Source organism: Streptomyces cupreus, assembly GCF_014257025.1.
Taxonomy (GTDB): domain Bacteria; phylum Actinomycetota; class Actinomycetes; order Streptomycetales; family Streptomycetaceae; genus Streptomyces; species Streptomyces cupreus.
Genome location: NZ_JACMSF010000005.1, coordinates 86,535 through 106,015, shown reverse-complemented (window position 1 = coordinate 106,015; position 19,481 = coordinate 86,535). Strand labels below are relative to the sequence as shown.

At 68.2% G+C, this 19,481-nt stretch carries 19 protein-coding genes; 6 read left to right on the top strand and 13 right to left on the bottom strand.

Annotated features, from left to right (window positions below):
- Nucleotides 1–118 precede the first annotated feature (118 nt).
- Together coaA and H4N64_RS06630 are read left to right on the top strand one after the other, a co-directional pair.
- Entirely contained in the window at nucleotides 119–1,087 is a 969-nt protein-coding gene (gene coaA / locus H4N64_RS06635; RefSeq protein ID WP_186281150.1) for a type I pantothenate kinase, read from the top strand.
- 18 nt (nucleotides 1,088–1,105) lie between these two features.
- A complete protein-coding gene (locus H4N64_RS06630) occupies nucleotides 1,106–2,035 on the top strand; it encodes a DUF389 domain-containing protein (protein ID WP_186281149.1) in 930 nt (309 codons plus the stop codon).
- 18 nt (nucleotides 2,036–2,053) lie between these two features.
- Here the strand turns inward: H4N64_RS06630 and glmM are convergent, their stop codons facing one another.
- The 3 genes from glmM to rplM form a co-directional block, all read right to left on the bottom strand.
- On the bottom strand, nucleotides 2,054–3,412 hold the full coding sequence (gene glmM, locus H4N64_RS06625) for a phosphoglucosamine mutase (protein WP_186281148.1): 1,359 nt from the start codon (nucleotides 3,410–3,412) through the stop codon (nucleotides 2,054–2,056).
- A gap of 177 nt (nucleotides 3,413–3,589) precedes the next feature.
- Nucleotides 3,590–4,102 (bottom strand): 30S ribosomal protein S9, encoded by a 513-nt coding sequence (gene rpsI / locus H4N64_RS06620; RefSeq protein ID WP_003998795.1) that lies wholly within the window; start codon nucleotides 4,100–4,102, stop codon nucleotides 3,590–3,592.
- A 42-nt stretch (nucleotides 4,103–4,144) separates the two neighbouring features.
- On the bottom strand, nucleotides 4,145–4,588 hold the full coding sequence (gene rplM / locus H4N64_RS06615; protein ID WP_003998796.1) for a 50S ribosomal protein L13: 444 nt from the start codon (nucleotides 4,586–4,588) through the stop codon (nucleotides 4,145–4,147).
- A gap of 492 nt (nucleotides 4,589–5,080) precedes the next feature.
- Here rplM and H4N64_RS06610 point away from each other — a divergent pair, with 492 nt between their 5' ends.
- Nucleotides 5,081–5,968 carry a hypothetical protein gene (locus H4N64_RS06610; RefSeq protein ID WP_186281147.1) on the top strand — a complete coding sequence of 296 codons (888 nt, stop codon included), beginning with the start codon at nucleotides 5,081–5,083 and terminating at the stop codon, nucleotides 5,966–5,968.
- Between the two features lie 4 nt (nucleotides 5,969–5,972).
- Here H4N64_RS06610 and H4N64_RS06605 read toward each other — a convergent pair whose 3' ends face one another.
- Entirely contained in the window at nucleotides 5,973–7,394 is a 1,422-nt protein-coding gene (locus tag H4N64_RS06605; RefSeq protein WP_186281146.1) for a cellulose binding domain-containing protein, read from the bottom strand.
- Nucleotides 7,395–7,684: 290 nt separating this feature from the next.
- Here H4N64_RS06605 and H4N64_RS06600 point away from each other — a divergent pair, with 290 nt between their 5' ends.
- A complete protein-coding gene (locus tag H4N64_RS06600; RefSeq protein WP_186281145.1) occupies nucleotides 7,685–8,956 on the top strand; it encodes a nucleotide sugar dehydrogenase in 1,272 nt (423 codons plus the stop codon).
- Complete coding sequence (locus H4N64_RS06595) at nucleotides 8,953–10,908, top strand: glycosyltransferase (protein ID WP_186281144.1); 1,956 nt, start codon at nucleotides 8,953–8,955, stop codon at nucleotides 10,906–10,908. Before H4N64_RS06600 ends, H4N64_RS06595 begins: the two co-directional genes overlap by 4 nt.
- 3 nt (nucleotides 10,909–10,911) lie before the next feature.
- On the opposite strand, the gene H4N64_RS06590 is transcribed toward H4N64_RS06595, so the two are convergent.
- Nucleotides 10,912–12,336 carry a polysaccharide deacetylase family protein gene (locus H4N64_RS06590; RefSeq protein WP_186281143.1) on the bottom strand — a complete coding sequence of 475 codons (1,425 nt, stop codon included), beginning with the start codon at nucleotides 12,334–12,336 and terminating at the stop codon, nucleotides 10,912–10,914.
- Nucleotides 12,337–12,560: 224 nt separating this feature from the next.
- Here H4N64_RS06590 and H4N64_RS06585 point away from each other — a divergent pair, with 224 nt between their 5' ends.
- Complete coding sequence (locus H4N64_RS06585) at nucleotides 12,561–14,372, top strand: glycine-rich protein (RefSeq protein ID WP_186281142.1); 1,812 nt, start codon at nucleotides 12,561–12,563, stop codon at nucleotides 14,370–14,372.
- A gap of 39 nt (nucleotides 14,373–14,411) precedes the next feature.
- Here the strand turns inward: H4N64_RS06585 and truA are convergent, their stop codons facing one another.
- From truA to map, 8 genes are all read right to left on the bottom strand, one after another.
- A complete protein-coding gene (truA, locus tag H4N64_RS06580) occupies nucleotides 14,412–15,254 on the bottom strand; it encodes a tRNA pseudouridine(38-40) synthase TruA (protein ID WP_186281141.1) in 843 nt (280 codons plus the stop codon).
- A gap of 81 nt (nucleotides 15,255–15,335) precedes the next feature.
- Nucleotides 15,336–15,836, bottom strand: a complete 501-nt coding sequence (gene rplQ / locus H4N64_RS06575) for a 50S ribosomal protein L17 (RefSeq protein ID WP_186281140.1) — start codon at nucleotides 15,834–15,836, stop codon at nucleotides 15,336–15,338.
- An 84-nt stretch (nucleotides 15,837–15,920) separates the two neighbouring features.
- A complete protein-coding gene (locus H4N64_RS06570) occupies nucleotides 15,921–16,943 on the bottom strand; it encodes a DNA-directed RNA polymerase subunit alpha (RefSeq protein WP_003966937.1) in 1,023 nt (340 codons plus the stop codon).
- 120 nt (nucleotides 16,944–17,063) lie between these two features.
- Nucleotides 17,064–17,468 carry a 30S ribosomal protein S11 gene (gene rpsK / locus H4N64_RS06565; protein ID WP_003956432.1) on the bottom strand — a complete coding sequence of 135 codons (405 nt, stop codon included), beginning with the start codon at nucleotides 17,466–17,468 and terminating at the stop codon, nucleotides 17,064–17,066.
- Nucleotides 17,469–17,534: 66 nt separating this feature from the next.
- Nucleotides 17,535–17,915, bottom strand: a complete 381-nt coding sequence (rpsM, locus tag H4N64_RS06560; RefSeq protein WP_015658452.1) for a 30S ribosomal protein S13 — start codon at nucleotides 17,913–17,915, stop codon at nucleotides 17,535–17,537.
- Between the two features lie 192 nt (nucleotides 17,916–18,107).
- Entirely contained in the window at nucleotides 18,108–18,221 is a 114-nt protein-coding gene (gene rpmJ / locus H4N64_RS06555; RefSeq protein ID WP_003998809.1) for a 50S ribosomal protein L36, read from the bottom strand.
- Nucleotides 18,222–18,280: 59 nt separating this feature from the next.
- On the bottom strand, nucleotides 18,281–18,502 hold the full coding sequence (gene infA / locus H4N64_RS06550; RefSeq protein WP_003948620.1) for a translation initiation factor IF-1: 222 nt from the start codon (nucleotides 18,500–18,502) through the stop codon (nucleotides 18,281–18,283).
- Nucleotides 18,503–18,643: 141 nt separating this feature from the next.
- Nucleotides 18,644–19,480, bottom strand: a complete 837-nt coding sequence (gene map, locus H4N64_RS06545; RefSeq protein WP_186281139.1) for a type I methionyl aminopeptidase — start codon at nucleotides 19,478–19,480, stop codon at nucleotides 18,644–18,646.
- Nucleotide 19,481: the final 1 nt, after the last annotated feature.

The window sequence follows — 19,481 nt, the reverse complement described above, 5'->3', positions numbered from 1 at the left end:
CACTGACATTCCCCGCCTTGCCCCGGTTCGCCCCGAAACCCTGGGTGCGTGACGGATCCCACCCCACCGCCCGTTCGTACTCCCGTAACAATGGACTGTGATCTCTCCGGTCTCTCCGATGCCCCGGAGCGCCCACCGGCCAAGGCCGGAGGCGACTCCCTACGTCGACCTCACCCGAGCCGAGTGGAGCGCGCTGCGCGACAAGACGCCGCTGCCGCTCTCCGCCGAGGAAGTCGAGAAGCTGCGCGGTCTCGGCGACGTCATCGACCTCGACGAGGTGCGGGACATCTACCTCCCGCTCTCCCGCCTGCTCAATCTGTACGTCGGCGCCACGGACGGCCTCAGAAGCGCGCTCAACACCTTCCTCGGCGAAGGGGGCTCCCAGTCCGGCACCCCGTTCGTCATAGGGGTCGCCGGCTCGGTCGCCGTCGGCAAGTCCACGGTCGCCCGTCTCCTCCAGGCGCTGCTCTCCCGCTGGCCCGAGCACCCGCGTGTGGAGTTGGTCACCACGGACGGCTTCCTGCTGCCGACCAAGGAGCTGGAGGCGCGGGGCCTGATGTCGAGGAAGGGCTTCCCCGAGTCGTACGACCGCCGCGCCCTGACCCGTTTCGTCGCCGACATCAAGGCGGGCAAGGACGAGGTCACCGCCCCCGTCTACTCCCACCTCATCTACGACATCGTCCCGGGCCAGAAGCTCACGGTCCGCCGCCCGGACATCCTGATCGTCGAGGGCCTGAACGTCCTCCAGCCCGCACTCCCCGGCAAGGACGGCCGCACCCGCGTCGGCCTCGCCGACTACTTCGACTTCAGCGTGTACGTCGACGCCCGCACCGAGGACATCGAGCGCTGGTACCTCAACCGCTTCAAGAAGCTGCGCGCGACGGCCTTCCAGAACCCGTCCTCGTACTTCCGCAAGTACACCCAGGTCTCCGAGGAGGACGCCCTGGACTACGCCCGTACGACCTGGCGGACCATCAACAAGCCCAACCTGGTGGAGAACGTGGCCCCGACCCGGGGCCGTGCGACCCTCGTCGTCCGCAAGGGCCCCGACCACAAGGTGCAGCGGCTGAGCCTGCGGAAGTTGTGAGCTGATAAAAAGGCGCCCATGCTGCATCTGCGCCTGATCACGCCGTCCGACAAGACCGACGACGTGGTCCGCCTGATCGAGGGGACGGTCGGAGCCACCCATCTGGTGGTGCTGCCGGGCACCGCCCACAACCCCGCCGGGGACGTCGTGCTGTGCGACGTGGCACGCGAGGCGGGCGACGGACTCCTCAGCGGGCTCCAGCGGCTGGGCATCGAGGACAGCGGCTCCATCGCCGTCGAGAACATCGACCTCTCGCTGTCCAAGCGCGCGGACAAGGCCGAGGCGGAGGCACCCGGCGAGGGCGCGGACGCGGTCCTGTGGGAGCACCTGACGGACGCGACGCACGAGGAGTCGACGCTCTCCGTCACCTACCTCGCGTTCATCACCCTCGCCACGATGATCGCGGCCTGCGGTGTGGTGCTGGACAACGCCATCCTGATCGTGGGCGCGATGGCCGTCGGCCCGGAGTTCGGCCCGCTGGCGGGCTTCTCCACGGCGCTGGTGCAGCGCGCCCCACGACTGGCGCTGCGGTCGCTCACGGCGCTGATCGTCGGCTTCGCCGTGGCCATGGCGGTGACCGTCGGGTTCAGCCTCTTCATGGACTCGATCGACCTGTTCAGCCAGGAGCAACTGGACGACGACCGTCCCCAGACCAGCTTCGTCTACGCCCCCGACGCGTTCTCGTTCATCGTCGCGGTCCTGGCCGGCGCGGCCGGCACCCTCTCCCTGACCTCGTCCAAGTCGGGCGCCCTGGTAGGCGTGGCCATCTCGGTCACCACGGTCCCGGCAGCAGCCAACGCGGCAGTGGCCCTGAGCTACGGCGACACCGAACAGACCTGGGGCTCGACGGAACAGCTACTGCTGAACCTCCTGGGCATCATCCTGGCCGGCACGCTGACGCTGCTGGCCCAGAAGTACTTCTGGAAGCGGCAGCGCCAACGTGCCTGACGGCACGGGGGAGGCGAACTACCCCAACGCCGACTTCACAACATCGGCAAGCCGCCCGGCAACAGACCGAGCCTGATCGATATCCGCGGCCTCGACCATCACCCGAACAAGCGGCTCGGTCCCGGACGACCGCAGCAGCACCCGCCCCGTGGACCCCAGCTCCGCCTCCGCCTCCGCGACGGCAGCCGCCAGCTCCCCGGACGTCTTGACCCGCGACCGATCGACATCAGGCACATTGATCAGCACCTGAGGCAGCCGCTCCATCACAGAGGCCAGCTCCCGCAGGGACCGCCCGGTCTCCGCGACGCGAGCCGCGAGCATGAGCCCGGTCAGCGTGCCGTCCCCGGTCGTCGCGTGATCGAGGATGATCACGTGCCCGGACTGCTCACCGCCGAGCGCGTATCCGTGCTCCTTCATCTCCTCCAGCACATACCGGTCACCGACAGCGGTCTGGACGATCTTCAGCCCCTCCCGCTCAAGCGCCAGCTTGAACCCGAGGTTGGACATGACGGTCGCGACAACGGTGCCGGAGCGCAGTGCGGAACGCTCCCGCATCGCCAGCGCGAGTACGGCCATGATCTGATCGCCGTCCACCTCCTCACCGGTGTGGTCGACGGCCAGACAGCGGTCGGCGTCACCGTCGTGGGCGATGCCGAAATGAGCGCCGTGCTCGACGACGGCGGCCTTCAGCAGATCGAGGTGGGTCGATCCACAGCCGTCGTTGATGTTGAGCCCGTCCGGCTCGGCCCCGATCGTGATGATCTCGGCCCCGGCCCGCGAGAACGCCTCCGGCGACACCCGCGAAGCGGCACCGTGCGCCTCGTCGAGGACGATCTTCAGCCCGTCGAGCCGGTTGGGCAGTACGGCGACGAGGTGGGCGATGTACTTGTCGAAGCCCTCGTCGTACTCCCGGACCCGGCCGACGCCCGCGCCGGTGGGCCGCTCCCAGGGCTCACCGCGCCGGTGCTCCTCGTAGACGGCCTCGATCCGCTCCTCCAGCTCGTCGTCGAGCTTGTGCCCGCCGCGCGCGAGGAACTTGATGCCGTTGTCCGGCATGGCGTTGTGGCTGGCGGAGAGCATGACACCGAGGTCGGCGCCGAGCGCGCCGGTGAGATACGCCACCGCGGGCGTCGGCAGCACACCGACCCGCAGCACGTCGACACCCGCGCTTGCCAGACCGGCGACCACGGCGGCTTCCAGGAACTCCCCCGACGCGCGCGGGTCCCGTCCGACCACCGCAGTCGGCCGGTGGCCCTCGAAGGTGCCCGCCTCAGCCAGCACGTGGGCCGCCGCGACCGACAGACCGAGCGCCATCTCGGCGGTCAGATCCGCGTTGGCGACACCACGCACGCCGTCCGTGCCGAAGAGTCGTCCCACTTGTCCTCCTGATGAAGCGTCAGTTCGGAGATCGTCCGATCACATGTGCCTTTGAGCGTCTTGTGTCGTTATACGCCCAAGACCGTGATAAACGAACGCCCCGGCGGCACTGTGGCGTGCCGCCGGGGCGTTCGGACGTACTGCTGAAGTGCGAGTACGAGCTGCAGGCAGCGAAGCTTAGCGCTTGCTGTACTGCGGAGCCTTGCGGGCCTTCTTCAGACCGGCCTTCTTGCGCTCGACCGCACGGTCGTCGCGGCGGAGGAAGCCGGCCTTCTTGAGCGGGCCGCGGTTGTTGTCGACGTCGGCCTCGTTCAGCGCACGGGCGACACCGAGGCGGAGCGCACCGGCCTGACCGGAGACACCGCCACCCGCGATGCGGGCGATGACGTCGTAGCGGCCCTCGAGCTCCAGGACCTTGAACGGCTCGTTGACTTCCTGCTGGTGCACCTTGTTGGGGAAGTAGTCCTCAAGGGTGCGGCCGTTGATCTTCCACTTGCCGGTGCCCGGGACGATCCGGACGCGGGCGATGGCGTTCTTGCGGCGGCCCAGGCCGGCGGCCGGCTGGGGCTCGCCGAAGCGGGAGGCCAGGGACTCCGAGGTGTACTCGCCCTCGACGGGGACCTCGGACTCGGTGGTGTAGCTGTCGATGTCAAGCTCTTCGAGCGGCTGCTCGGCAGTGGTCTCGGCCACGATTCTCCTCAGATTCTCTTCAGTCTTAGGGGGTGGCCGGACTTACTGCGCGACCTGGGTGATCTCGTACGGCTGCGGCTGCTGCGCGCCGTGCGGGTGCTGGTCACCCTTGTAGACCTTCAGCTTCGAGAGCATCTGACGGCCCAGGGAGTTCTTGGGGAGCATGCCCTTGACGGCCTTCTCGATCGCCTTCTCAGGGTTCTTGTCGAGGAGCTCGTCGTAACGGACGGAACGCAGACCACCCGGGTAGCCGGAGTGGCGGTACGCCATCTTCTGGGTCCGCTTGTTGCCGGACAGGTGCACCTTGTCCGCGTTGATGATGATGACGAAGTCACCAGCGTCGACGTGGGGGGCGTAGATCGGCTTGTGCTTGCCCCGGAGGAGGGTCGCTGCGGTGGTGGCGAGACGGCCCAGGACAACGTCCTGAGCGTCGATGACGTGCCACTGGCGCGTCACATCGCCGGGCTTGGGGCTGTACGTACGCACGGTTCGTAGCCTTCGCTTCGAGTGAATGGTCCTGAACAGGTCACCGAAACGATCACGACAGCCTTGACCGCGCTGCGGTGACGCAAACCGCGCGCTGGTCGCTGGTCATCGGCCCGGTGGACCGGTGTAAGGGCCCGTCCCGTGAGAATGAGCAAGCCAATACACAACGAACAGGCAGAATACCTGGGCTTCCCCGGACGGGTCAAAACGAGGCCACTGCCGTTGCAGGAGCCGATTTTACCCCCATCCGGCGCTCCCCCCGCCCAGCAGCGCCAAACGATCGTGAACGCCTGCACACACAGCGTGAGCGCGCCCGGGAAGGCCCGCCGCCGCAACGTCCGGCGAAGGCGGAGCGCCCACAGATGCCAGGACGCGGGTCGCACCAACCACCCGGAAATGTCGCTTCTGTGCACGCTCATCGGCGTAACGTCAGGCGCCCCAGGGGTTCTTGAGGCGGAACGGCACACCCCCGTCCCGTCTAAGATGCGCTCCATGAGTTTCGGGCAGCAGGGGGGACCCCAGTCCCAGTGGGATCCCTGGAAACCGCATTCCCAGCAGCCGTGGAACAGCGGCGGCGACAGCCGGACCCCGGACTGGGCCGCGCTCGCCGAGGCGTCCGAGTCCCGTAACAAGCGACGTCGGCTGCTGTTCATCGGCGGTGGCGCGCTGGCCACGGTCGGGATAGCCGCGGCGGTCGCCGTGGCCGTGGTGTCGGCCAACGGCGACGAGGCCTCCAACAAGCCGACCGCGCAGCTTCCCGCGACCGCGGACATACCGAGCGGGTCCACGGGCCCGGCGCCGTCCTTCGAACCGACGAGCGCGCCGCCCCCGCTGGATCCGAACGACTTCATCGCGAGCGCCAAGAAGGACACCGCCCCGCTCAGCCCCGAGACCCTCTTCCCGGGCTCGCAGCTGACTCTGGGCGAGACCCTCTACAAGAAGGGTCCGACGGCCGACACCAAGGACTGCTCCTCGGCCGCCCTGAAGACCCTGCCGAAGATCCTCGACGCCAACGGCTGCACCCGTCTGATGCGGGTCACCTACGTCAACGGCGGTGTCGCGGTCACGGTCGGCGTGGCCGTCTTCGACACCGAGGCGCAGGCAACCAAGGCCAAGGGCCAGACCGACGACAAGAGCATCGTGAAGGCGCTGTCCGGCAAGGGCGTGAAACCCTTCTGCAACGCCGCGGTCTGCCGCACCACGCGCAACTCCAACGGCCGCTACGCCTACTTCACGGTCACCGGGTTCACCAGCGGCAAGGACGTCACGACCAAGGACACCAAGGTGTTCGCGACCGACGACGACCTTCAGCGGTTCACCTTCGACCAGATCCGACGCCGGGGCGAGACGCAGGCGTCGGCGGCGGCTCAGGCGGGCTGACCCCTCAGGACTTGGACAGCGTGTCGAACCAGCCGACGCCGTCGCCCTGGAACTCCTTGGCGGCCTCCTCGGCCTCCTTCGCCGTGAGCTTCTCGCCGGCCTGGTGGTAGATCCAGTCGACCTTCATGTCCCAGGCCCGGTCGCCGGTGAACGGCAGGTCCACGAACCAGGTGTTGAAGTTGATCGCCATGTCGGCGCGCGGGGCGTAGTCCGAGCCGCTGCGGTAGAGGGTCTTGCCGTCGATGCTGTAGGTGACGGACTCCTTGTCGACCGTGATCACCATGGTGTGCCAGCCGGCCATGCTCTTCTCGGTCTTGCTGGTGACGCGGTCGCCCTCGTCGGCGTTGCGCCAGGTGGTGGTGTCCAGCTTGGGTCCGGGCGCGCCCCAACCGCCGTTCGGCATGTACTCGTTGTCGAGTTCGGCGTACTTGCTGCCCGAGCCGCCGATGGTGAAGAACGTCTGGTTGATGTGGTCGCCGTTCTCACCGGTGGTCGGCTTGTCGGTGAAGTGGATCCGGGCCGCGTAGGTGCCGGTGCGGAACTTGGACTCCTTCGTGCCGAGGGCCGCCTGCCTGGTGCCGGCCTCCGTGCCGTCGGTGGCGGCGCGCAGGTTGAGCACCTGACCGCCGAGCGCCTCGTCGTCGCCCGGGAACGTGACGCCCTTCGTGGTCCACGTGCTCTCGATGCCGGGCCCGCCCTCGCTGGTGCGCACCAGCCAGCCGTGCTTGAACAGCGCGGTGTCCTTCGGGCCCCGGTAGTTGAAGTCGTCGAAGAACCCGCCCTCGGGCAGCTCGGGCACGGCCCGGGACACGGGCTTGGCCGAGGCCTCGGCGCCCTTGCCGCCGGGCTCCTCGCCCCACACCAGGGCGCCGCGCTTGTAGGCGGGGATCCGGTCGGAGCTCTGGTACGTCTTCTTCGAGGCGTCGTAGGACCAGTCGCCGTCCTGGTCGACCGGCTTGTGGTCGGTCCGGTAGAGCTGGATCTCCAGACCCTCGCTGTTCGCGCCGGGCTTCAGCACGCCCGCCTTCTCGGTGAAGCCGAGCTCCAGATAGTGATCGGCGCCCTCGTGCGGCGCGTCCATGGCAACCACGGCGCCGGTCAGATTCGAGCAACCGACCGCCGCTTCCACGCAGTTGAAGCCGTACGACGCGTCCCCGTCGGCGGTGAAGTAGTACCGCAGGGCGACCTCGCTCAGCGGGACCGGCTTCTCGGAGGTGTTGAAGACCTCCAGCCACGGGCGGACGGCGTCGGCCTCGGCCGAGGTCTCCGTCCGGTAGCGGACCGTGAGCTCGGGGTCCTCCGGGTTGAAGTGGTTCCACACCGGCTTGGCGGCCAGGACGCCGCCGGCGAGGACGGCCACCACGAGCAGGACCTTGAAGGCTCGGGCTATGCCACTGCGACGGCGGGGTTGACGGCGGGACGCCACGTGGGTCTCCTTCAGGGGCGCGGGGCGTGCGCCCGGCGGATGTGGAATCGGCAAGAGGGTACCCGTCGCCGCGCCGTGCGCCAGGGTCGGTTTCAGACCGGAATCCGACGACAAACGACCCGACTCATGACCATGACGAAGGGTTGTACGCGCTTTCGAGTGACAAAAACGACTGTGTGCGACGTGTGAACACATGTGTGGGCACTGTTAGCCTTCTCGTTCCTGTATTCGATGGATGACTGTGCGCCCGGGCTGGGGGCTTGGGTGGCGCCGGGGTGGGAAGTATTGCCGTGAACCGAAACTCCACTGTCGATCTCGTGATCATCGGGCTCGGCTATGTCGGGCTGCCGCTTGCCCGGGCAGCAAGCGCTTCCGGTCTGAGGGTCGTCGGACTCGACCGGAGTGAGTCCGTGGTGCGGGGACTGTCCTCGGGTTCGTCGCACGTGGACGACATCAGCGATGCCGATGTGCGCACCATGCTCGACCAGGGTTTCCGCGCGGTCTCCTCGCCCGAGGTCATCGCGGACGCGGACGCCGTCGTGATCTGTGTGCCCACCCCGCTGACCGAGCACGGCGCGCCCAACCTCGGCGCGGTCGACTCCGCCGTCGCGGACATCGCGGCCCACCTCAAGCCCGGCACCCTGGTCGTCCTGGAGTCCACGACCTACCCGGGCACCACCGACGAGGTCGTCCGCCCGCGCCTGGAGGCCGGCGGCCTGAAGGCGGGCGTCGACTTCTACCTCGCCTTCTCCCCCGAGCGCATCGACCCGGGGAACCCGACCTACGGCCTGGAGAACACGCCCAAGGTCGTCGGCGGCACCACCCCCGACTGCACCAAGGCGGCCCGCGCGCTGTACGAGCGCTTCGTGGGCAGCGTGGTGGAGGCCAAGGGCACCCGTGAAGCCGAGATGGCCAAGTTGTTGGAGAACACCTACCGGCACGTGAACATCGCGCTCGTCAACGAGATGGCGATGTTCTGCCGCGAGATCGACGTCGACCTCTGGGACGCCATCCGCTGCGCCTCCAGCAAGCCTTTTGGCTTCGCGCCCTTCTTCCCGGGCCCCGGCGTCGGCGGTCACTGCATCCCGATCGACCCGAACTACCTTTCTTACAAGGTACGTTCGCTCGGTATACCGTTCCGGTTCGTGGAACTGGCCCAGGAGATCAACCAGCGGATGCCCGCCCATGTCGTCTCACGCGCGGCCGACCTGCTCAACAAGCAGGGCAAGCCGATCCGTGGCTCGCGCGTCCTCCTGCTCGGCGTCACCTACAAGCCGGACATCTCCGACCAGCGGGAGAGTCCCGCGGTCGACGTGGCCGAGCTGCTGCTCGAACGCGGCGCCGACCTCGTCTACTACGACCCCCGCGTCGAGGACTGGACCGTCGAGGGCACCTCGGTGCCCCGCGTCGAGGACTACCTCGCCGGTGCGGCCGAAGCCGATCTGACCATCCTTCTCCAGCAGCACAGCGAGCTCGACCTGGACGCGCTGGCCGACCGCTGCCGCCTGCTCTTCGACACGCGCGGCAAGTCGGCCGACCACCCCCAGGTGGTCAAGCTGTGACCGACACCTACATACCCGCGGCCGTCGACACCGACGGCCGCCGCCGACACAAGCGCAGACGGCATCTGAAGGTCTCGTACTTCGTCTTCCTCGCCATCGCCGCCGTCATCGTCACCAAGCTCGACCCGGACTCGCTCCATCTGTACTCGTTCGGGGCGCTCGGCCTGCTCGCCCTGAAGATGTTCGGAGCGCTCTTCTACCGGCCCGCCAAGGCGGACCGCGAGGAGCTGATGCTCCTGGACAACTCCTGGGTCACCGCGGTCATCCCGATCTACAACGAGGACCCGGTGATGTTCGAGCAGGGCATGCGCAGCCTCCTCGCGCAGAGCCGGCTCCCCAACGAGATCCACATCATCGACGACGCCAGCGCCGACGCCTCCGGCATCAAGGCCGCGAAGAAGCTGCGCCGTGAGTTCGAGGCGCAGGGCGTGAAGTACACGGTCAGCGTCCAGCCCGAGAACAAGGGCAAGCGCGAGGCCCTCGCCCTCGGCTTCGAGGCGGCGCCCTACTCCGACCTGTTCCTGTGCGTGGACTCGGACACGATCCTGTCCCGGGACACGGTCCGTGAGCTGCTGCTGCCCATGGCCAACCCGAAGATCATGGCCTCCACGGGCATGGTGCTGGCGCTCAACCACGACAGCAACATCTTCACGCGCCTTCAGGACCTGCGGTACGGCAACTCGTTCCTGTTCGAGCGGGCCGCCTACTCCCGGCTGAAGTCGGTCCTGTGCTGCTGCGGCGCGCTCTCCGTGTACCGCGGCTCCCTGGTGCGCAAGTATCTTCCGGACTTCCTCAACCAGCAGTTCCTCGGCAAGCCTGCCGTCTTCGGCGACGACCGGCGCATGACGAACTACTGCCTGATGGAGGGCCAGGTCGTCTTCCAGGAGACGGCCGTCGGCTACACCGCCGTCCCCGAGAAGCTGCCGCACTTCCTGCGCCAGCAGGTGCGCTGGAACAAGTCCTTCTTCCGTGAGTCCCTGTGGGCCTTCACCCACCAGAAGAAGTACCGGCCCGCCTTCTGGCTGACCTGCATGGAACTCGCGCTGTGGCTGGTCTTCGGCTCGGCGATGTTCTACTCCATGGTCATCCTGCCGATCATGCAGCCGGAACGGTTCGTCAACCACATCGGCGACTACCTGCTCTTCATGGTCCTCATGGGGTACCTGCGCAACGTCCGGTACCTGGACTTCCCACGCCGCGGCATGGGCTTCATCAAACGCTTCGGCATGTTCCTGCTGACCCCGCTGCGCTTCTACGCGCTGGTCACCCTGCACAAGGGCAGCTGGGGCACCCGTCAGGGCGGCGTCGAGGTCTCCGTCGCCGGCGACCACGAGCAGGACGTGTCCGCGGTATACGAGGAAGAGGACGAGTACTCGTCCCAGCAGGTCTCCTCCACGATCGAGATGATGCGCCTCGAGGGCATCGCCCTGGCCCGTACGGCCCCGCACGCCTCCCCGCGCAACCCCAACGGCATGGCCCAGGCCTACACCGGCCACACCCAGGGCGAGCTGCGCGACATGGGCCGCAACGCGCCCCAGCAGCAGGTGGCATGGAACGGCGTGACCCAGCCGGGGCAGCACATACCGCAGCAGCACCAGCAGCCCCAGCCGGTCCCCCCGCACGGCTACGGAACGCCCCAGCCCCAGCATCAGCAGCCGTACCCCGGCCACGTGCAGGACCCCTACCAGCAGCAGTACGCGCAGCAGCAGTACGCGCAGCAGCAGCACGCCCAGCAGCACCCGCAGCAGACGTACGACCCCTGGCAGGGCCAGCAGGACGCCTACCAGGGACAGCAGGGCAACGCCCAGCAGCCGTACATCCCCCACATCCCGCAGCAGCCGCAACACCCACAGGGCCCGTACCCACAGCAGCAGCAACAGCAGTGGGCTCCGGAGAACCAGCCGTACGCCCCGGAGCACCAGGACGACGGCTGGTTCGGTGACCGCCGCTAGCCGTCAGCTGTAGTACGCCATCGCCTCCTGGACGGTGAGCACCTCGATCTCGCGCTTGTCGATCTCCGCCATCAGCGTGCGAAGACCGGCCTGGCTGATCTCGGTGCTCGCCGCCGGCGTACCGGCGACGATCTTGTGGAGGCACAGGATCAGCCAACTGCCGCTGCCGGCACAGCGGTCCAACGCTCCGCCCGCGCCGATCACCTTGCTCAGCGCGGTGCCGCCGATTCCCGTTCCATCGGTGATTCCGGTCAGTGCTTTCAGCCGGTACGGCATGGCCGGCGCAAAGCTCTCGATGGTCTCGGAAATGATCGAGCGCGCGGTGCTGAAGTGGCGGGTGGCGAGCACATCGACGGGCACTCCGTCGGTGGTCTTCTGAAATGCGCCGTGCGGATAAGCGAAGTGCTCACTCGTGAATCCGTTGCCGACGAGCCATTCCCGCAGCTTCGCGAAATCCGCGTCGACCTCTTGGGCGGTGAGTTTGGGGTAACTCGCCGTGTGCGTGGCGTTGGCGTAGGCGTGCCCGGCCATCTCCCAGCCGGAGGAGTCCTGGAGCGAGCGCATCTGCGCGAGGTTCACGAAGGATCCGGTGCCGATCGCGTCGGCGATGTTGTAGAGCGTGCCCGGCATGCCGTACGGGTCCATGACCGGGCGGGCGAGGTCGTGCACCGACTTGTGCGAGTCGTCGAAGGTGATGGACACGACGCCCTTGGGGAACACGGACTCGGTGTCGGGCACCAGCTCGACCGCCTGAAGGTGGTACGTCACCGGGGCCGCCGCATCGTCGTAGACCGCGAACGACATGTCGGTGAAGCCCGTCCGCACGGACGGTTCGCCCGTGGCGGAGAGGCTGTACGTGCCGGAGGCGCCGCTCACGTCGGCCCACTGCAGATGGACCGTCACCCACTCCCCGGACTGCACGTAGTTGGCCCCGGTCGCCGAATGGGTGTGCACCCGCCAGCTGAAGGCGTTCTTCAGAGCGGAGCTGCCGAGGTAGAAGACGATCCTGCCGAGGTGGGCGGTGTCCGTGACCCGGAAGATCAGCCGGATCATCTTGCCGCTGAGGTCCATGGCGGTCATACCGGTCTTGCGTATGTACGACTGCACGCCGCTGCCCGCGGTGGTCACCCGGGCCGAGGACGTGCCCCGGGTGAAGAACTCAGTGTCCACCGGGTTCGACGAGCCGGTCCCCGCGCCGCCCGCCGTCCAGCCGTGCCCCGACTGGAACTGCTGGCTCCAGGTCGCCCGGCGATAGCGCGGCCGCCGTCCGGTCGGCGCGTACGGCGGCACCCCCAGGCCCTCGGCCGGCGCGGCGTCCGCGGTGGCCAGTGCCCCTATCCCGCCGACCGTGACCAGACCCCCGAGCCCCATGACCCGCAATGCCGAGCGTCTGCCCACCGGCCCCGAATGCTTGCTTCCCTTACTCAAGGTGACTCCCCACTGGCAACAATGCCCCAACCCCCCTGCTCCGCAAAGACGTTCGCAATTCAAGTGTCCAATGCGACTGGTGTGACAGTAAAATAGCCGCTGCCGGGTGGGGATGATGCTCACGGTCCTTCTTTCTTTTCAAGGGCCCGGACGAGACAGGGGAATCTCGCTCCCTACCGCTCTTCACACGCCCCAGGGGGCTGTGTTCTGCACTGGAGGGGTTCATGAACAGACGTTCTTTCGCGCTGCGCCGGGGCACGCGCGCCGTGGGTGCGGCCGCACTGCTGGTGGGCAGTCTGGGAGTCGGGGGCGTCTGGCCGGCCGCCGCGGCCGAGTCCAGGCCGTGCGACCCGACGGAGGGCTTCACCCACTGCCGGATCTACGACCACACCGGCGCGGCCGTGGACTTCCAGGTCCCGGCCGGGGTGGAGGAGTTGGACGTCCGGGCCTGGGGCATGGGCGGCGACGGCAACCCCTTCGCCAACGGCGGCGCGGGCGCGTACGTGGCCGGCTCGCTCGAGGTCACCCCCGGCGAGCACCTGACCGTGAAGGTGGGCGGCTGGTACGGCGGCGGCCGCAAGCTCTTCGGGGACGCTCTCGGCGGCAAGCCCGGTTCCGGAACCTGGGGTGGGAAGGGCGGTTCGAGCTCCGGAGTCCGCGCGGCCGACGGTTCCGCCCTGTTCATCGCCGCCGGCGGCGGGGGCGGCGGTATGGGCGTCATGGCACACGGTCGCGCCGGAAGCGGCGGCGCTCCGGACGGCCTGGACGCCCTTGAGAAGGACCTCGGCGGCAAGGGCGCGAAGGGTGCCACGGGCGGCGCGGTCGGCGGCGAGGGCGGCACGGCAGGCGCCGATCACGCGCAGGGCGGCGCCGGCGGTGACGGCGGCGCCCAGGCGGGCGGTGGCGGCGGTGGCTACGCGGGCGGTGGCGGTGGCGCCGGCAAGAACGCGGCGGGCGACTCGGGCAGCGGCGGTGGCGGTTCCAGCTACGCCGACCCGGAGCGCATGTCCGACGTCCGCATGCTGAGCAGCAGCACATCCGTTCCGCCGGCGAAGGACGACCCGTTCTGGTCGGCCGATCCGTACGGAGAGCTGTCCCCGGTCCTCTCCGGCGTCGGCGAGGGCGGCCCCAACCAGATCGGCGGCGACGGCCGTGTGGTCCTCCAGTGGAAGGACCCCAAGGGCGCACCCGTGGTGAACGAGCTGACGCGGGAGTCCGGCGACGACCAGACCATCCTCCCGATCAATGTCTCCGACCCGATGGTGGTCGTGGCCCGCGACAAGGACGGCGAGCCGCTGGCCGAGCAGAAGGTGAAGTTCACCCTGGAGGACCCGGACGGCCTCGGCGTGAAGTGGGAGGACTTCCCCACCGAGGTGCGCACGGACGCTCAGGGCCGCGCCGCATCCCCCTCCGTCATCACCGGCGAGAAGGAGGGCACCTTCACGGTCCGGGCCACGTCCGGGAGCGCCTCCACGACCTTCACCGCCCACGTCGGGCAGACGAGCCACGCCATCGAGATCAAGGACGGCGACGAGCAGCAGGCCGAGCCCGGGGACGCCTTCGCAGAGCCGCTGACCGTCAAGGTGACCAAGAACGGCGCTCCGGCGGCGGACACCGAGGTGGAGTTCACCGTGGAGAGCGAGGCGGAGGGCGCCCCGGCCTTCGAGGGCGACGAGGACTCCGTGAGCGTCACCACCGACGCCGATGGCGAGGCCTCCGCCACCGAGCTGGTCGCGGGCGAGGAGCCGGGCACGTACAACGTCCTCGCGTCGGCCGGAGACGCCGGGATCCGCTTCACCGTCGAGGTGACCGAGGAGGACGCGACCCCCTCCCCGTCCCCGAGCCCCTCCGGCACGTCCGACGCCACGACCGGCGGCTCTGACAGCACCGGGGGCACCGACACCCAGGGCGACTCGGGCAACCTCGCCCTGACCGGCGCCGCGGGCATCGGCACCCTCGCCGGGGCGGCCGCGGCCCTCACCGCACTCGGCTGGGCCGCGGTGCGGTTCACCCGCTCCCGCCGCACCCAGGACTGACGTACGGCGAAGGGGGGCCCTGCGACTCAGGGCCCCCCTTCAGTGCACCTGCCCCCGCACCCGCCGCGCCTGCCGCTGCCGCTCGGCGAGCTGGTCGGCGGCCGGGTAGGCGACCTCTTCCAGGGTCAGCCCGTGCGGCCGTACGACATGCACGGCGCTGTCCCTGACCCGGGCGTCGAGCACCTTCCGTGGCCACTCCACCCCGCGATGGCCGTCGCCCACGAACAGCAACGCGCCGACCATGGACCGCACTTGGTTGTGGCAGAAGGCGTCGGCCCGGACCTCGATCTCGACGACACCGTCGGCGGTCCGGCGCACCCCGAAGTCGAAGATCTCCCGAACCGTCGACGCCCCCTCGCGCTTCTTCGCGTACGCGGCGAAGTCGTGCTCCCCGACCAGGGACTTGGCGGCCGCGTCCATCACGGCGACGTCCAAACACCAGTCGTGCCACAGCACATGACTGCGCAACAGCGGATCCACACCACCCGGCCGGTCGGCGACCCGGTAGATGTAGCGCCGCCACAGAGCCGCGAACCGCGCGTTGAACCCCTCCGGAGCCTCGGTGAGCGCCCACACCCGCACGTCCTTGGGCAGCCGCCCCGCGAGCCGCTTCACCAGCTTCTCCCGGTGCTCCTCCCACAGCTCCGCCGGCAGATCCACATGCGCCACCTGCCCCCGCGCATGCACGCCCGCGTCCGTCCGCCCGGCCACGGTCAGGTCGTACGTCTCCTTGGACCGCGTCACGGTCCGCAGCGCACTCTCGACCTCCGCCTGCACGGTCCGCTGCCCCCCGGCCTGCTTGGCCCACCCGGAGAAGTCGGTCCCGTCATAGGACAGGTCGAGCCGGACACGGACGTAACCGGGCTGTACTTCGTCACTCACCCCTGGATCCTCTCAGCAACACAAAGCGGGCCCGCCCCTGGAAAAGGAACGGACCCGCCAACGCCCCAAGGGGCAGAACGCTTACGCGTCCTTCGACTCCTCGGCAGCCTCTTCGTCCTTGGTCACGTCGACCTTGGACTCAGTGGCGACCTCGGCAACCTCGGCGTCCTTGGCGGCGCGCTTCGTGGCCGCCTCGGCCTCACCGGTGGCCTCCTGGGCCACGGTCAGGGCCTCCACCAGCTCGATGACAGCCATGGGCGCGTTGTCGCCACGGCGGTTACCGATCTTGGTGATACGGGTGTAGCCACCCGGACGGTTCTCGTAGCGCGGGCCGATCTCGGTGAAGAGCGTGTGGACGACGCTCTTGTCCGTGATGACCTGGAGCACCTGACGGCGGTTGTGAAGGTCACCCTTCTTCGCCTTGGTCACCAGACGCTCGGCGTACGGCCGCAGACGGCGGGCCTTCGCCTCGGTGGTGGTGATACGGCCGTGCTCGAAGAGGCTCTTCGCCAGGTTCGCGAGGAGCAGCTTCTCGTGCGCGGCACTGCCGCCCAGACGGGCACCCTTGGTGGGCTTCGGCATTTCTTTCTCCTGTGTGTCTGCCCCGGCCGTATCAGGTACCGGGGTCAGGAACCCGATGAGCGGATGCTCACCGGCAACGACCGATCAGTACTGCTCGGTCTCCACGAAACCCGCGTCCGCGTCGTCGTCGGCACCGAAGGCGTCGGCGGCGGCCGTGGGGTCGAATCCGGGCGGGCTGTCCTTCAGGGCCAGGCCCATGCCGGCCAGCTTCGCCTTGACCTCGTCGATGGACTTCGCACCGAAGTTACGGATGTCCAGGAGGTCGGCCTCGGAGCGGGCGACGAGCTCACCCACGGAGTGGATGCCCTCACGCTTGAGGCAGTTGTAGGAGCGGACCGTGAGCTCCAGCTCCTCGATCGGCAGCGCCAGGTCGGCGGCAAGGGCGGCGTCCGTGGGGGACGGGCCCATGTCGATGCCCTCGGCGTCGATGTTCAGCTCGCGGGCGAGACCGAACAGCTCGACCAGGGTCTTACCGGCGGAGGCCATGGCGTCACGCGGACGCATCGCCTGCTTGGTCTCGACGTCGACGATCAGCTTGTCGAAGTCGGTGCGCTGCTCGACACGGGTCGCCTCGACCTTGTACGTGACCTTGAGCACCGGCGAGTAGATGGAGTCGACCGGGATACGGCCGATCTCCTGGCCCACCTGCTTGTTCTGCACGGCGGAGACGTAACCGCGGCCACGCTCGACCGTGAGCTCCATCTCCAGCTTGCCCTTGCCGTTGAGCGTGGCGAGGACGAGGTCGGGGTTGTGCACCTCGACACCGGCCGGGGGCGCGATGTCGGCGGCGGTGACCAGACCCGGGCCCTGCTTGCGCAGGTACATCACGACCGGCTCGTCGTGCTCCGAGGAGACGACCAGCTGCTTGATGTTGAGGATCAGGTCGGTGACGTCCTCCTTGACGCCCGGCACGGTGGTGAACTCGTGCAGGACACCGTCGATGCGGATGCTGGTGACAGCCGCACCGGGGATGGAGGACAGGAGGGTCCGGCGGAGGGAGTTGCCGAGGGTGTAACCGAAGCCCGGCTCCAGCGGCTCGATCACGAACCGGGAGCGGAACTCGTCGACGACCTCTTCGGTCAACGAGGGACGCTGAGCGATCAGCATGTGAATCCTTCAGTTCAGGGGCACCCACTATTTGATGCCCTGAGGTACTACAAGGGTACGGGCGATACGACCCTTACAGAGCCGTACCGCCCGAAAACCACAGCCTACGAAGGCGACGCGTCAGACGCGACGACGCTTCGGCGGACGGCAGCCGTTGTGCGGGGTCGGGGTGACGTCCTGAATGGAGCCGACCTCAAGACCCGTCGCCTGGAGCGAACGGATGGCGGTCTCACGACCGGAACCCGGGCCCTTGACGAACACGTCGACCTTGCGCATGCCGTGCTCCTGGGCGCGGCGGGCAGCCGACTCGGCGGCCATCTGCGCGGCGAACGGCGTGGACTTCCGGGAGCCCTTGAAGCCGACGTGGCCGGCGGAGGCCCAGGAGATCACGTTGCCGGACGGGTCCGTGATGGAGACGATCGTGTTGTTGAACGTGCTCTTGATGTGCGCGTGGCCGTGAGCGACGTTCTTCTTTTCCTTGCGGCGCACCTTCTTGGCAGCGCCCTGACGACCCTTGGGGGGCATCTGTACTCCTACGGGAGGTGGTCGGTCCTACAGCGAAGACCGCTGGACGGCGAAGTCCGCTGTGGACTACTTCTTGCCCGGCTTCTTCTTGCCGGCGATGGCGCGACGCGGGCCCTTGCGGGTGCGGGCGTTGGTGCTGGTGCGCTGACCGCGGACCGGCAGCCCACGGCGGTGACGCAGACCCTGGTAGCAGCCGATCTCGACCTTGCGGCGGATGTCGGCCTGGATCTCGCGACGGAGGTCACCCTCGGTCTTGATGTTGTTGTCGACGTACTCACGAATCGCGACGAGCTGCTCCTCGGAGAGGTCGCGAACGCGGGTGTTCGGGTCGACGCCGGTCGCGGCCAGCGTCGCCTGGGAGAGGGTCCGGCCGATGCCGAACACGTAGGTGAGGGCGACCTCCACGCGCTTGTCGCGCGGGATGTCAACACCGGAAACGCGTGCCATTCAATGGCTCCTGGTGATCTTCGGAGGTCTTCCGCAGAACCGACTCCCAGCCGCCGTACCAGGTACGAACTGGGTCCCCGGCCTCCGAACCGGGGGTGTCAGACACCGAAGCGCCTGGGCCCTGCGTATGAACAAATTCAGCTCGCGTCGCGCGAATCTCTGCGATATCGATGCAGAGGGAATGGTCGTGCGTCAGCCCTGGCGCTGCTTGTGGCGCGGGTTCTCGCAGATGACCATGACCCGACCGTGACGGCGGATCACCCTGCACTTGTCGCAGATCTTCTTGACGCTCGGCTTGACCTTCATGGGATTGAGGTTCTCCGGGTCAGTGCCATCACCCCGCCGAGGCGGGATGCGGGCAAGATCTACTTGTAGCGGTAGACGATCCGGCCACGCGTCAGGTCGTACGGAGACAGCTCCACCACGACCCGGTCGTCAGGGAGGATGCGGATGTAGTGCATACGCATCTTGCCGCTGATGTGTGCCAGGACCTGGTGGCCGTTCTGGAGCTCGACCTTGAACATGGCGTTCGGCAGAGACTCGACGACAGTGCCCTCGATCTCGATGGCACCTTGCTTCTTGGCCACGCTTCGCCCTTCGAATCGACTACCTTGATCGACTCAGCGTGAGCGCATGCAGGCATGCGGGTACACAAGAGCCGACGAGTCAGTCTACGTCAGCGCACCCGGAAAGACGAATCGAGGAAGTCTGCCCCACGCCCGAGATCATTACGCAACGGGATCCGGGGCGGCGGTGATCCCGTACTCGGCGAGCTTGGCCTTGCCCCCGTCCGGCGCGGTCAGTACCAGCGGCCCCTGCTCGGTCAGCGCGACCGAGTGCTCCCAGTGGGAGGACCAGGTGCCGTCGGTCGTGATGACCGTCCAGTCGTCCTGGAGGACCTCCGTCTTCGGGGTGCCCAGCGAGACCATCGGCTCGATGGCGAGGCAGAAGCCGGGGACCAGCTTCGGGCCCTTGCCGCGCTGGCGCTCGACATAGTTCAGCAGATGCGGGTCCATGTGCATCTCGGTGCCGATGCCGTGGCCGCCGTAGTCCTCGATGATGCCGTAGCGGCCGCCGCCGGGCTTGGGCTGGCGGCGGATGTACGTCTCGATCGCCCGGGAGACGTCGACCAGGCGGTTGCCCTGCTTCATGGCGGCGATACCCGCCCACATGGACTCTTCCGTCACCCGGGAGAGTTCGACCAGCTCCGGAGCGTGACCGGACCCCACGAAAGCGGTGTAGGCGGCGTCACCGTGCCAGCCGTCGATGATCGCGCCGCAGTCGATGGAGATGATGTCCCCGTCCTTGAGGACGACCTCGTCGGACGGGATGCCGTGGACGACGACCTCGTTCACGGAGGTGCAGATGGTCGCCGGGAACCCGCCGTACCCGAGGAAGTTCGACTTGGCCCCGTGCTCCGCGAGCACCTTGCGGGCGACCTCGTCCAGATCCTTGGTGCTGGCCCCCGGCACCGCGGCCTCCCGAGTGGCCGCGTGAATGGCGGCAACGACCAGCCCCGCCTCACGCATCTTGGCGATCTGCTCGGGGGTCTTGATCTGCACCATG

What these genes read in the sequence shown, in the direction of transcription:
- rpsM (WP_015658452.1), bottom strand. Translation starts at nt 17,915, where the DNA reads ATGGCACGCGTTTCCGGTGTTGACATCCCGCGCGACAAGCGCGTGGAG.
- rplQ (WP_186281140.1), bottom strand. Translation starts at nt 15,836, where the DNA reads ATGCCGAAGCCCACCAAGGGTGCCCGTCTGGGCGGCAGTGCCGCGCAC.
- rpsK (WP_003956432.1), bottom strand. Translation starts at nt 17,468, where the DNA reads ATGCCCCCCAAGGGTCGTCAGGGCGCTGCCAAGAAGGTGCGCCGCAAG.
- rpmJ (WP_003998809.1), bottom strand. Translation starts at nt 18,221, where the DNA reads ATGAAGGTCAAGCCGAGCGTCAAGAAGATCTGCGACAAGTGCAGGGTG.
- H4N64_RS06630 (WP_186281149.1), top strand. Translation starts at nt 1,106, where the DNA reads ATGCTGCATCTGCGCCTGATCACGCCGTCCGACAAGACCGACGACGTG.
- coaA (WP_186281150.1), top strand. Translation starts at nt 119, where the DNA reads ATGCCCCGGAGCGCCCACCGGCCAAGGCCGGAGGCGACTCCCTACGTC.
- map (WP_186281139.1), bottom strand. Translation starts at nt 19,480, where the DNA reads ATGGTGCAGATCAAGACCCCCGAGCAGATCGCCAAGATGCGTGAGGCG.
- H4N64_RS06610 (WP_186281147.1), top strand. Translation starts at nt 5,081, where the DNA reads ATGAGTTTCGGGCAGCAGGGGGGACCCCAGTCCCAGTGGGATCCCTGG.
- H4N64_RS06570 (WP_003966937.1), bottom strand. Translation starts at nt 16,943, where the DNA reads ATGCTGATCGCTCAGCGTCCCTCGTTGACCGAAGAGGTCGTCGACGAG.
- H4N64_RS06585 (WP_186281142.1), top strand. Translation starts at nt 12,561, where the DNA reads ATGAACAGACGTTCTTTCGCGCTGCGCCGGGGCACGCGCGCCGTGGGT.